Source organism: Lysinibacillus sp. UGB7 (assembly GCF_049058285.1).
Lineage (GTDB): Bacteria > Bacillota > Bacilli > Bacillales_A > Planococcaceae > Lysinibacillus > Lysinibacillus sphaericus_B.
Map to the genome: position 1 here is coordinate 31,357 of NZ_JBMGUV010000005.1, position 12,568 is coordinate 43,924.

At 37.1% G+C, this 12,568-nt stretch carries 11 protein-coding genes; 9 read left to right on the plus strand and 2 right to left on the minus strand.

Annotation, left to right across the window (positions count from 1 at the left end):
• The first annotated feature begins 184 nt into the window (after positions 1–184).
• The 6 genes from ACOMCU_RS06505 to nhaC all read left to right on the plus strand — a co-directional run bounded on the left by ACOMCU_RS06505 (position 185) and on the right by nhaC (position 7,389).
• Positions 185–1,201, plus strand: a complete 1,017-nt coding sequence (locus tag ACOMCU_RS06505) for a TAXI family TRAP transporter solute-binding subunit (protein WP_421049716.1) — start codon at positions 185–187, stop codon at positions 1,199–1,201.
• A 216-nt stretch (positions 1,202–1,417) separates the two neighbouring features.
• Positions 1,418–1,933: a DUF1850 domain-containing protein gene (locus ACOMCU_RS06510; protein ID WP_421049717.1), complete on the plus strand. Its 516-nt coding sequence runs from the start codon at positions 1,418–1,420 to the stop codon at positions 1,931–1,933.
• Positions 1,930–3,966: a TRAP transporter permease gene (locus tag ACOMCU_RS06515; RefSeq protein ID WP_010857747.1), complete on the plus strand. Its 2,037-nt coding sequence runs from the start codon at positions 1,930–1,932 to the stop codon at positions 3,964–3,966. The genes ACOMCU_RS06510 and ACOMCU_RS06515 overlap by 4 nt, the downstream gene beginning before the upstream one ends.
• Before the next feature lie 174 nt (positions 3,967–4,140).
• On the plus strand, positions 4,141–4,284 hold the full coding sequence (locus tag ACOMCU_RS06520) for a hypothetical protein (protein ID WP_010857748.1): 144 nt from the start codon (positions 4,141–4,143) through the stop codon (positions 4,282–4,284).
• 265 nt (positions 4,285–4,549) lie between these two features.
• Positions 4,550–5,659, plus strand: coding sequence for an amidohydrolase (locus tag ACOMCU_RS06525; protein WP_421049718.1), 1,110 nt, complete (start codon positions 4,550–4,552; stop codon positions 5,657–5,659).
• A 278-nt stretch (positions 5,660–5,937) separates the two neighbouring features.
• Positions 5,938–7,389, plus strand: coding sequence for a Na+/H+ antiporter NhaC (gene nhaC, locus ACOMCU_RS06530; RefSeq protein WP_036131018.1), 1,452 nt, complete (start codon positions 5,938–5,940; stop codon positions 7,387–7,389).
• A 260-nt stretch (positions 7,390–7,649) separates the two neighbouring features.
• On the opposite strand, the gene ACOMCU_RS06535 is transcribed toward nhaC, so the two are convergent.
• Positions 7,650–8,891, minus strand: coding sequence for a hypothetical protein (locus ACOMCU_RS06535; RefSeq protein ID WP_010857751.1), 1,242 nt, complete (start codon positions 8,889–8,891; stop codon positions 7,650–7,652).
• Between the two features lie 82 nt (positions 8,892–8,973).
• On the opposite strand from ACOMCU_RS06535, the gene ACOMCU_RS06540 reads away from it, so the two are divergent.
• Together ACOMCU_RS06540 and ACOMCU_RS06545 are read left to right on the plus strand one after the other, a co-directional pair.
• Complete coding sequence (locus ACOMCU_RS06540; protein WP_421049719.1) at positions 8,974–10,086, plus strand: mandelate racemase/muconate lactonizing enzyme family protein; 1,113 nt, start codon at positions 8,974–8,976, stop codon at positions 10,084–10,086.
• 12 nt (positions 10,087–10,098) lie between these two features.
• Positions 10,099–10,779, plus strand: coding sequence for a GNAT family N-acetyltransferase (locus ACOMCU_RS06545; protein WP_421049720.1), 681 nt, complete (start codon positions 10,099–10,101; stop codon positions 10,777–10,779).
• Between the two features lie 107 nt (positions 10,780–10,886).
• On the opposite strand, the gene ACOMCU_RS06550 is transcribed toward ACOMCU_RS06545, so the two are convergent.
• Positions 10,887–11,597, minus strand: coding sequence for a hypothetical protein (locus ACOMCU_RS06550; RefSeq protein ID WP_010857754.1), 711 nt, complete (start codon positions 11,595–11,597; stop codon positions 10,887–10,889).
• A 229-nt stretch (positions 11,598–11,826) separates the two neighbouring features.
• Here ACOMCU_RS06550 and ACOMCU_RS06555 point away from each other — a divergent pair, with 229 nt between their 5' ends.
• Entirely contained in the window at positions 11,827–12,258 is a 432-nt protein-coding gene (locus ACOMCU_RS06555) for a DUF4395 domain-containing protein (RefSeq protein ID WP_421049721.1), read from the plus strand.
• Positions 12,259–12,568 lie beyond the last annotated feature (310 nt).

Genomic DNA, 12,568 nt, shown 5'->3' on the forward strand with positions numbered 1-12,568 from the left:
TTGGTGTATTATCTCAGGTAAATATTGAATTTTGTAGAATTTGATAAAAGGCGTTATAAAGTTTTTTTGGTGGTATAGTATAATTATAAAAGTCAGAATTTACTATAAATAGATTGACAATATTATACTAAATTTGGTAATTTTAAATAGATTCTTAATTATAACCATAAGGGGGAAGGTTAATATGAAGAAAAAGCAATTCAGATTATTAATGCTATTGAGTGCATTTGCGCTTTTGATTTTAGCTGCATGTGGATCTGATGGTGGGTCAAAATCAAACGATACAGGGAAAGAAAATACAAATGGTGATACGGCCACAACTGATAAACCAAAATCCGACATTAAGTTTTTGAGTTTATTAACAGGTGGTACACAAGGAACTTATTATGCACTTGGTGGTACATTTGCTGATCTGATAACAACTGACACTGGCATTAAAACAACAGCTGAGGTTTCTCAAGCATCTGCTGCTAATATGACTGCTTTACAAGATGGGAAAGGTGAAATCGCGTTTGTCCAAACAGATATCGCTTATTACGCAACAGAAGGTAAGTTAATGTTTGATGGCAAAAAAATTGATACTATCTCAGCCTTAGGTGCACTTTATCCAGAAACGGTTCAGTTAGTAACGACGGAAGCTTCTGGTATCAAAACGTACGCAGATTTAAAAGGTAAAAAAGTTTCTGTAGGTGCTCCGGGTTCTGGTACTTACGCAAATGCTGAGCAATTACTTGAAATCCATGGTTTAACAATGGATAACATTAAAGCACAAAACTTAGATTTTGGTGAGTCAACTGATGGTCTCCAATCAGGTCAAATTGATGCAGCCTTCATTACAGCGGGAACGCCAACAGGTGCTGTTGAGGCGTTAAATGCAACAACGAAGGTGAATATTATTGGTGTAGATGCTGGTAAAGCAGATGAGTTAATTGCGAAATATCCATACTATGCTAAAGATACAGTAGCATCTGGTACTTATGGCATCGGAAGCGATGTTGAAACGGTTTCTGTTCTTGCGATGCTAGCTGTGAACAAAGATTTGCCAGAAGATGTCGTTTACTCGATGACAAAAGCAATCTACGACAATACCGATAAAATTTCTCATGACAAAGGCCGTCTTATCAAAGCTGAAACTGGGTTAGATGGTATCAGTATTGATGTTCACCCTGGTGCTCAAAAATACTTTGATGAGAAAAAATAATTAATTGAACATAGTGAGTGTATTTGTAATGGCCCTACGCAACACCATATTTTGGTCAAGTAGATGAATGTAAATACCTAACCATGGATAAGAAAACTATACTTTCTTTAAACATACAAAGGGGCTCGGATCGCGTAAAGCTTCGAGCCTCTTTTTCCTATGTTGAGAGGCAATGATTAAAAAGCGAATGGCTTTTAAAGTGGGGGAACGGATGTAATGCGAAAGAGGAAACTGTTTATAGTAATAGCACTATTATGTATAGGCGTTATCACAATGATTTTTCTTCCTCTTCAAAAGGTATTCGCATTCACTGAAACACGCACAGATCATCCAATGATGTTCTACATACCAATTGTTAAGGATGATACATTTCGTATTAGATATACACATTCAATTCATAAATCAGATGTGCTTGAACATTACAAATGCGTCGAAAAAAATCGTATACAGATGCTTGGAATGGAATATGAGGATTTAGCGATTGGTATGCCAGGCTACGCAGAGAAAAATCAAACATTAACACAACGCGATGGCAAATATTATTTGCAATTTGACAATGAAATAATAGAAAATTTCACGATTTACATCGGGGATTTAGATTTAGATTTAGTATTGGATTACGAAGATTATGAATATGATTTAAAAAAAGATTTACAAAGGGGAAAATCCTATTTATTTGAAGTGAAACAACTATCACTTTATGACCAATGGAAAGGAGTTAGGATGAAATGACGAAACAACATGAACCGAACAAAGAAGTAAAAGTAGAAGAATTTGAACAAATTTCTGCTGAAGAGCAACAAGCCATACTTGAAAAATATGATATCGAATCGAATGTACGTACAATAACTGGGATCATGAAGCATGTAATTTTCTTTGGATTGTTAGCATTTTCATTGTTTCAATTGTACACTGCGATCTTCGGACAATTTACAGCACCAATTCAACGTACTGTGCACTTAGGTTTTGGTTTAGCACTGATTTTCTTGTTATTCCCAGCTCGAAGAAAGGCACCGAAGCATAATATTGCGTGGTTTGATTATATTTTAGCATTATTATCCGTAGTAGTAGGCTCTTATTGGACATTGAATTATGCAGAGCTTGTAAATCGTAATGGTACTATTACACAGTTAGATTTTTTCGTCGGCTTAATAGCTGTGGTACTGGTTCTTGAGGCGGCTCGACGGGCAGTGGGTTTACCAATCACGATAATTGCAATAGGTTTCCTGATTTATGCTTATTTTGGACCATACTTCCCAGCGTTTATGGCGCATCGAGGACAGGATATAGAAAGTATTGTCAACCTTATGTACTTTACGACAGACGGTATTTTAGGTACACCAATTAGTGTATCCGCGACATTCATTTTTGTGTTCTTATTATTTGGGGCCTTTCTTGTGAAAACTGGTGTTGGGCAATACTTCAACGATTTAGCAGTAGCATTTGCAGGCAAATTAATTGGTGGTCCAGCCAAAGTTGCTGTATTCTCAAGTGCCCTACAGGGAATGATTTCTGGAAGCTCTGTCGCGAACGTAGTAACTTCGGGTTCGTACACAATACCGATGATGAAAAAACTAGGCTATCGAAAAGAGTTTGCTGGTGCTGTTGAGGCAGCAGCGTCCACAGGTGGACAGCTTATGCCGCCTATTATGGGTGCTGCAGCGTTCTTAATGGTAGAATTCATTGGTCGTGGAATTACTTACTGGGATATTGCAAAAGCAGCAGCAATCCCTGCGTTGTTATACTTTACGGGAATTTGGATTATGACACACTTTGAGGCAAAACGTGTTGGCTTACTTGGTTTACGTGATGACCAAATGCCAGACCGTAAAGAAGTGTTTAAGAAAATTTACCTATTATTACCAATAGTTGCAATTATCATTTTAATGTTAACGGGTACGCCTGTAATGCACGCTGCGCTATACGGAATTATTATTTCGATTGGGGTGGCGATGTTCAACAAGGATACACGTTTAAAACCTAAAGATATTATTGATGCATTAGTTGAAGGAGCGCGTACAGCACTTGGTGTAGTAGCTGCTACAGCCTGTGCGGGTATTATCGTAGGTGTAGTTGTAAAAACGGGCTTAGGATTAAGTTTAGCCAATAGCTTAGTAGCTTTAGCTGGTGGTAGTATTATTTTAACACTTGTATTCGTTATGATTGCTTCACTTATCCTTGGAATGGGTGCACCGACAACGGCAAACTATGTTATTACATCAACAATAGCAGCACCAGCCATTGTGGCGTTGTTATCACCGAACACACCACAGGAATTGGTGCCAGTTGTTGTCCTATTGTCAGCGCACTTCTTTGTATTTTATTTTGGTATTATCGCAGATATAACGCCTCCTGTAGCACTTGCGGCCTTTGCTGCATCTGGTATTTCGGGAGGAGACCCTATTAAAACGGGTGTCAATTCTGCAAAGCTTGCGATTGCAGCTTTTATCATACCTTATATGATCGTGTTTTCACCTGCGTTACTGATGATCGATACAACAATTCCGCAAATTTTATGGGTAGTCTTTACAGCTGTTACGGGTATGGTGGCTATCGGTGCAGGGGTAATAGGTTTCTGGTATCGGAAAATGCTATGGATTGAACGTATTATTGCCATTGCAGCTGGTTTATTACTCATTTATCCAGAGAAATTCTCTGATTGGACTGGCTTAGCTATCTTTATTGTTCTGGTAGTTATTCAATATCTTACACAGCATAAATTTGGTGGAAATGGTGATGAGGTATCAAAGAGCGTAACGGCATAATAAGCACAAATAGGGCGTCTCAGAGGCATATCTGAGACGTCTTTGTTATATGATCTAAAAAAGAGATTGAATTTATATTTATTATGCATATAATGCATTAATTGTTGATTTTTTATAAAAAATTATTGTATAATTCTTTTATCAGAAAATTCAATTAATAATGGAGGTGAAAACATGACAAAGGTATTAAACTCAAAATTTGAAACTTACTTAATGGATCAAGAGCCTGTATTTCAAACAAACGATGAAAAAAATGAGGAGCATATAACACTCGTACATCATGAAGAATATCCAGAGGGGTTTTTTACAAGTTTATAAAAGACATTTTGGGCTGTGATAAAAGTGAAAAACCTTTTAACACAGCCTTTAATGTTATGGTAAGGTCACATTTTTCTAATTTAACTACATAAAATATTTTATAGCATAAAATGAGTGGGTTTTTAGGTAATTGGTCACTTTTCTTATCGAGCTATGCAGCATGAAATGGTGATTTATTGAATGGATAAGGTACTTATATCATATTTACTTTTATGAAAAGCTATCATGTATAATGTGAAGAAAAAAGTTATATAGAGGTGTAGTTATGATAAGTGCGGCAACGCTAGCAGATACAATGTATCAATGGTTTGAACATTTTCATAGTAATCCGGAGGTAAGCTGGAAGGAGTTTGAAACAACCAAAAAAATTGCGTCTATTCTGGATGAATTAAAGGTAACGTATCGTTTATTAGGTGATGTGCCAGGGCTACTTGCTGAAATCGGTACAGGTGATGAAATTGTTGCGGTACGGGCAGATATTGATGCGTTATGGCAAGAAGTTGATGGTAAATGGCAGGCTAATCATTCATGTGGTCATGATGCGAATATTACGATGGTACTAGGAGCTTTACTACTACTTAAAGATCTTCCATTACAGCATCGTATTCGCTTTATTTTCCAACCAGCAGAAGAGGTCGGGAATGGTGCATGTGCAGCCTTTGACCGCGGAGCAGTTGATGGTGTGTCGCATTTGTATGGTGTTCATTTAAGACCCGTAGAAGAGCTTCCGCTAGGAAAAGTGTCACCTGCCATCCATCATGGAGCAGCGTATTTCTTGGATGGAACGATTCGTGGTACTGATGCACATGGGGCAAGACCTCATCAAGGAAAAAATGCCATTGATGTCATTATGGCTATCCAACAAATGTTAAATAGTATTCATTTATCATCATTTGAGCCGCACTCTGCAAAATTAACGAAGATTGTTGCGGATGGGGGGAGTACAAATATCATTCCTGGGTCTGCTAGTTTTGCCATGGATATTCGTGCTCAACGAAATAATCAACTTGAGTTACTTCGTAGCCGTATTGAATTTGGTCTGAAATCAATACAGCAACAGTATGAAATTGAGATGAATTGGAAATGGATTGACTTTACACCAGGGGCAGAAGTTTCACCAGTTGCTGCCCGTTTGGCGAAAAATGCTATTATTGAAACACTGGGTGCTCAACATCTAGCTGAAGAAATTACAACACCGGGTAGTGATGATTTTCACTTTTATACAGTGAAAAAGCCAGAGTTAAAAGCGGCAATGATTGGTATAGGTGCCAATTTAGTTCCGGGATTACATCACCCTAAAATGACTTTTGAACGCAGTGCATTAATCGATGCGTCGAAAGTGCTAGCTTGTGTGTTAGAGAAAAAGCCAGATTGAAAAATATTTGTTAGAAAGAGGCTGTATTAAAAGTATATTATTACTTTTGATACAGCTATTTTTATACGAAATGCATAAATATACGACGTTTTGAATTGCTTGTAAAAGCTATTTGGAAACGTTTTTTTTCGCTTTAACAGTCATAATTGCTAGAGAAGCATAAATTTTTTGCGTTGACTTTATATTTTTTGAATATTAAGCTAAAAATCGTAAAAAAATATTTGCGTCTTTAAATTTTTAAGTGGGTTATTGGTGCAAAAAAAGGGGATGGGATGATGATGAAAAAGGATATTAGTGCAGGATGGGCACTTTTGACTTTTGCTATAATGATTTTTACAATGCTTCTAACAGTAGTTGTATTAGAGCAAAGTCCACATGTACCACTGATTGTGGGAACAACTGTAGCAGCAATTGTTGCCAAAAAACATGGTTTCAAATGGATAGAAATCGAAGAAATGATGTATAAAGGGATTCGCTTAGCATTGCCTGCCATTGTCATCATCATATTAGTAGGTTTGACAATCGGAGCATGGATCGGTGGCGGAGTTGTTGCCACAATGATCTTTTATGGCTTAAAATTAATTTCACCAGCATGGTTTTTAGTAACGATAATGCTGTTATGTGCAATTGTCTCACTAGCAATTGGTAGCTCTTGGTCAACGATGGCCACTATCGGTGTTGCCGGTATGGGTATTGGTTTAAGTATGGGAATCCCTGCAGCTATGATTGCAGGAGCAGTTATTTCTGGCTCATATTTTGGTGATAAGATGTCCCCATTATCTGACACAACAAATTTAGCGGCAGGTCTAACGAATACAGACTTGTTTGATCATATAAAACATATGCTTTATACAACGATACCAGCATTAATCATTGCGCTTCTTGCTTTCGGGTTTATGGGCAGAAGCTTCGCAGATGTGTCGATGAACTCTGAAAAAATTATGACAACACTTGACGTGATGGAAAAAAGTTTTGTTATTTCACCATGGTTATTGCTAGTTCCTATTGGTGTTATTGTAATGGTTGCGAAAAAGGTGCCAGCAATTCCAGCATTAGTTATTGGGATAGTATCAGGCTTCTTGCTACAAATCTTTGTACAGGGCGGAACACCTACAATGGCCGTTCATGCATTGCAAGAAGGATTTGTAATATCCACAGGTAATGATATGGTGGACGAACTATTTAATCGTGGTGGCTTAGATTCTATGATGTATACGGTTTCAATGACAATTGTTGCCATGACATTTGGTGGGGTGTTGGAATATTCAGGCATGTTGAAGGCGCTTATGGATGTTGTTATAAAATTTGCGAAATCTACAGGTAGCCTTATTGCTTCAACGATTGCTGCATGTATCACGACGAACGCTACTTGTTCTGAGCAATATATTTCGATTGTTGTTCCTTCGCGAATGTTTAGTGATGTTTATCAAAAACGTGGCTTGCATTCCAAAAATTTATCTCGTGCATTAGAAGATGGTGGGACGCTAACATCGGTATTCTTCCCGTGGAATACATGTGGAGTATTTATACTTGCAACATTAGGAGTAGGGGCAATGGAATATGCACCATATGCTATTATTAATTTTGTAGTTCCGATTATTTCCATTATTTATGGGTATGTAGGATTTGCGATTGTTAAGATGACCCCTGAAGAAATTGAAGCAGCTGAGCAACACAAGAAAGACACACAAGAAAATGATGTGAATAATATGGTGGCAGCAGAAAATTAACTAATTATTCCTATCACATAGGTATATTCGCTACAGGCGGACGCTTTCCGTGGGCAAGCACCAAGCCGCTTCCTTCGTTACACTCAGTCCAGGGTCTCGGTTCGCTTGCTTTCCCGTAGGAGTCGCCGCCTTACGCTCCTACTAAAAATGTTCGTGTTTCTTTATAGAAAAATGATTTATCTATTTCTAGGTTTGCAAAAGATGGTTGTAATAGACAAAGGGGCTTGCTAAAGAGCCCCTTGTCTTAATATTTAAAGTTTTTAATAAGTTCCGAAATTCAACTCATAGATTGTGCGAGGACGACCTTGTTGGTGGGGCATCTCTTCTCCAACTACTTTCGCGTAGCCTTGGTCAACTAATTTTTTTATAATGCGTTCAGTTGTTCGGCGAGAGACTTGTAGATATTCAGATAGATTAGAAGATGTAAATTGAGCAGACTGTCTTTCTCGGCTGAAATTTATGATTTTAGAAAGATTGACTGGACTTAAATTTGTTTGCTTTGCCATTTGCAAAATGTAAGGATCATTTGTTTTTAAGGAAATTTTGGCTTCACCATTTGGAAGAGGACCTACTAGATTTTTATGTTCATCTAGTATATAAATTTCAAAGGGCTTGGTGAATTTTAGAGCGTATTTTGCATTTTGAGCTGCTTCAAAAATCGAATGACCGTAGCCAAATGCAAGCTTAAATGGTTTTTCTATTTGCTGTAGCAGCTTTTGTAAATTTTCCTTTTCGAACGCATTTTGTAAATGTCCAGCAGTTGTATAAAGTTCAAAATAATTAGGCGAAATTTGCTTATAGGTTGAATGTGTAGCAGCCGTTATATGATTTAAAATAGATGCGTGGAAATCGTTATCTTCCTGCATGTCTAATAGTCCGACAGCAGCTTTGACTGATTCGGATTTTGTAAGTAAAGATTGTGATTTTGTTTCTTCTATGCATTGAATAATGGAGCTTGATGCATCCAACATACGCATTGCTGGGATATTCAAAGCCTGTAATTCATCGAACACACTATGAATACTTGTTATAACGAAATCAATGCTCTTTGCTTGCCAAAGTGTTAGATGTTTCTGCAAAATATCATGCGGTGCTTCTGCAAGTGAAATAGGGTAGACGTAAGGATTTTTCCCGCTATATTCTATATCAGAGAGAACGTTATCTACAAATTTTGGATTCATAACATCAATGGCTACTCTTTCAAGAGAGATTGCGTGATTGGCTATAAGTGATAATAATGTTGTAGAAATAGCAGTTTCATCTTGTTTTATATAATTCCAAGGGATTGGCAATGTTTCAAGTAATGATTGAGCATGTAGATATGGTAGCGTTCCTCCCAACAAAAGTGCATCGCAAGGTTTAATTTGCTTCAATAGCGTTGGCGCATCAGAAGGCTGATCGTAAAGATAAAATTCTAATTGAACATCCTCTATGTTTTGTGCGATACTAAGTATACGCTTTTTAAACGCTTTAGAGCATAGTACTGCAATTTTTGTAGACATAAACATCATTCCTTTTTTATATTTTTAAGCAATTAACGACGTATTAACGACAACTATAAATTATACAGGAGTTTGATATGAAATGAAAATTCAACAAGTAGAAATTTTTGCAATTCATTTACCACTAATTGATCCATTCATCATTAGTTATGCTACATATGATACAATGCCCTCCATCATTTTAAAAATGACGACTGATACTGGCATTGTAGGGTATGGTGAAGCGGTACCGGATGAACATGTTACGGGGGAATCATGGGAAAGCACTTATGCTGTACTCAAGCACCAACTAGTACCTGCTATTATTGGTGAAAACCCAATGGCATTCGAAAAAATTCATGATAAGATGGACCAAATGATTAAAGGTGTACAAGCAGCAAAAGCGGCTATTGACATTGCTTGCTTTGATATTGCTGGTAAAGCATTACAAGTGCCAGTCTATCAACTTTTAGGTGGTCGCTATCATGAGAAATTCCCTATTACGCATGTACTAAGTATTGGTACACCTGAGGATATGGCTGATGAGGCAGCTAAGCGTGTTGAAATGGGCTATGAATCTTTTAAAATGAAAGTGGGTACTGAAGTAACACGTGATGTTGCCCGCATAAAAGCTGTACGTGAACGTGTGGGAGAAAACATTGCTATCCGTGTAGATGTAAACCAAGGGTGGGGGAATGCCTCTACAACGCTACAAGGCTTACATGCATTAAAGGATTTAAACCTAGATTGGTTAGAACAACCTGTAGACAGTGAAGATATTGACGGAATGGTAGAAATCAAGGCAAAATCGACTACTACTTTAATGATTGATGAAGGACTTCGAGGCGTACGCGAAATGCGTGAAATTATTGCTAAGCGTGCAGCAGATAAAGTAAATATCAAGTTAATGAAATGTGGAGGCATTTATCCAGCTATGAAACTAGCAGTAATGGCCGAAATGGCAGGTATGGAATGTCAAATAGGATCAATGGTTGAGTCGTCTGTTGGCTCGGCAGCAGGTTTCCATGTAGCTTTTTCAAAAAAAATAATGACAAGTGTTGAATTAACAGGTCCTCTTAAATTCTCTAAGGACGTTGGTAATTTACACTATGATGTACCATTCATCTGTTTAACAGAAAAACCTGGTTTAGGTGTAGATGTAGACGATGAGGTAATTAAAGAATTAAGTAAATTCTCAACAATTGTAACAGCCTAAGGAGGCGGCGAGATGGACAAGATGTATGAAGGACTGCTCGGTGAAACGCCGTTTTTCGTTACACAATTACGAATAGAGAATTTACAAGTGATTGAGAGATTACAACAAGAGGTCTATGAATCATTACATGATCGAAGTATATTACAGCCTCTTAGTACTGAGGAATTTGAGTATATTTTAAACGGGAACGGTTTGATGATAGGAGCATACGTGGCAGACGAATTGATTGCCTTTAGAGCCCTATTAAATCCCCCTATTGATGACGAACATCTAGGCTATGATTGCGAAATTGCTGAGGCACAATTTCATCGAGTATTGTATCAGGAAATATCGAATGTTTCCCCAAAATATCAAGGTTTTGGTTTACAAAAAACGTTAGCAAAAGTTGTGATGAATCATATCGATTTAACAAGTTATAACTATGTTTGTTCGACAGTGAAGCCTTATAATATAGCGAGTTTAAAAGATAAATTTTCGCAAGGACTAGTTATAAAGGGATTAAAGATTAAGTATGTTGATAAATTACGATATATCTTTTATAAAAATTTACAATTTGAACAGACCGCTTTTACAGAAAAAAAGACTGTATCGATGGGTGATACAGAGGGACAGCAAATGCTATTGAAGCAGGGCTATTTAGGAACATCCATTTATGAAGAACAACATGATTGGTTTGTTGTATATGAAAAATAGCGATGAGCTATTGATTCTTAAATCGAAAAGTGCCACATTCATATGTGGGTGCTAAGACTAACTAAAAAAGCCTTATCTTTCACGAAAGTGAGAGGTAAGGTTTTTTGTTATTTCTTTAATGGGCAAAAACCACAAGCCATTAAGCCAGGAACGTCCTTTGAAAAGCAACAAGATTTACGTACAGGTACATTTACCAAATTAGTCGGACTTTGGCCACCGGTATATTCAACCCACCATGATTTTTGTGAGAAGCGAGCCCATGTTTTAGGATTCTCCAATATTTCAATATCCTCCATTGCCTGATCGGCGAGGCCAGGATTAGATAATAATATATGATAATGCCACAGTAGATACCCGAAGAAATTCTCCCAAATTGTAAGCGGAGAAATGGAAGTTACTTTACGTAGCTGTTGAACAATAATATGCCCATCGTACAAAATTTTCTCAATGACCATCTGACGTTCATCCTCGTCCACATAACGCCAATCAGTTGGATTAACGAACATTGCGACGGTAAAACTATTGAATTCTTTTGTTGCATCAAAACGGATTTCAATCGGTTTACCATCCCAAACCTCATCATAGGCTGCAAGCATGTAAAGCTGCATGGCGAAAAACATACCATAACGGCGAGAGAAGTGGGAAATGGCAGCAGTTTCAGTCGCGGCATCTGTAATACCCATCATTAAATTTAAAAAATCAGGATGGTAAAAGTCTTTATGTATATCAGCCAATGTAAATAATGCTCGTTTTGGTTCTGTTGTATAAATGCTATAGGAATTGAGTTGTCTTACTTGATCCATTGTTAAAGCTGGCATTGTCATCACCTTTTCTTTTCACTTTATGCTATAAAAGCCATCTTCTAAATGAGGTTTATTTATATTTGCAATCGGAAGCTTGCTGAACAAAATTATAACCTCCGAATGCAATCATGCTGATACGTAATTGTTAGTCATTTATTCTTATTATAAGTTATTCATTTTTGCTTCACAAATAGTATGGAGTATAGTAAAATGCATTAAACTTATATGAAAGGTAGGTTTTCGGATGACTCAGTCGCATGTGATTCCAAGGCCGCTTGTCCGACTTAATCAGTGGATCATTCTTTTGAGTATCATACTGACTTGGACAACAGGGGTTGTTTGGCTATTAGCAATTCCTTTAGTAGCAAATTTCCTTGGTGTTTTATGCAATTTCAATCCAATTATCAGATTTGGAAAGCAATTTTTGAAAAAGGCTCCATCCGCTTATATACCAGAGGATGCACAGCAACAAAAATTCAATTCTAGTATTGCAAGCTTCTGTTTAGCAGGTGGGTTTCTAGGTTTCTTTTTTCATTGGAAAATAGTAGGATATACATTTACAGCAGTGGTCGCTATTGCCTCATCAGTTGCAATTGCAGGTTTTTGTTTCGGTTGTTTTTTACATTTTCAACTGAAGCAATGGAAGTATCGACGCTCACTTAAAAAGGCATTGTAGTCATTTGAAAAAAATTCTAAAAAAAATATTAGATAGTTGTTGACTTTTTAATTGATAATGATTATCATTATCGTATAAAGATTATTCCTCTTCTACAAAACGAGTGTAGAGAGGATGGACTTTAGCTACTTTTCTCCAGAAGTTTGCTAGTTCATGATAACGCTCCTAAAACCCCCCTCATTTTTTGGGAACGTGAAAATCTCAGAGCGACTTATGCCTATATGGATAAGTCGCTCTTTTTTTGATTGTCTATAGATAGGGGAATTAGTTAATCAGTAACAGGCTTGGTATAGTATAATAAATGAAATTT

Coding starts and splice junctions, on each gene's coding strand:
- ACOMCU_RS06505 (WP_421049716.1), top strand. CDS start 185: ATGAAGAAAAAGCAATTCAGATTATTAATGCTATTGAGTGCATTTGCG.
- ACOMCU_RS06510 (WP_421049717.1), top strand. CDS start 1,418: ATGCGAAAGAGGAAACTGTTTATAGTAATAGCACTATTATGTATAGGC.
- ACOMCU_RS06515 (WP_010857747.1), top strand. CDS start 1,930: ATGACGAAACAACATGAACCGAACAAAGAAGTAAAAGTAGAAGAATTT.
- ACOMCU_RS06520 (WP_010857748.1), top strand. CDS start 4,141: ATGACAAAGGTATTAAACTCAAAATTTGAAACTTACTTAATGGATCAA.
- ACOMCU_RS06525 (WP_421049718.1), top strand. CDS start 4,550: ATGATAAGTGCGGCAACGCTAGCAGATACAATGTATCAATGGTTTGAA.
- nhaC (WP_036131018.1), top strand. CDS start 5,938: ATGAAAAAGGATATTAGTGCAGGATGGGCACTTTTGACTTTTGCTATA.
- ACOMCU_RS06535 (WP_010857751.1), bottom strand. CDS start 8,891: ATGTCTACAAAAATTGCAGTACTATGCTCTAAAGCGTTTAAAAAGCGT.
- ACOMCU_RS06540 (WP_421049719.1), top strand. CDS start 8,974: ATGAAAATTCAACAAGTAGAAATTTTTGCAATTCATTTACCACTAATT.
- ACOMCU_RS06545 (WP_421049720.1), top strand. CDS start 10,099: ATGGACAAGATGTATGAAGGACTGCTCGGTGAAACGCCGTTTTTCGTT.
- ACOMCU_RS06550 (WP_010857754.1), bottom strand. CDS start 11,597: ATGCCAGCTTTAACAATGGATCAAGTAAGACAACTCAATTCCTATAGC.
- ACOMCU_RS06555 (WP_421049721.1), top strand. CDS start 11,827: ATGACTCAGTCGCATGTGATTCCAAGGCCGCTTGTCCGACTTAATCAG.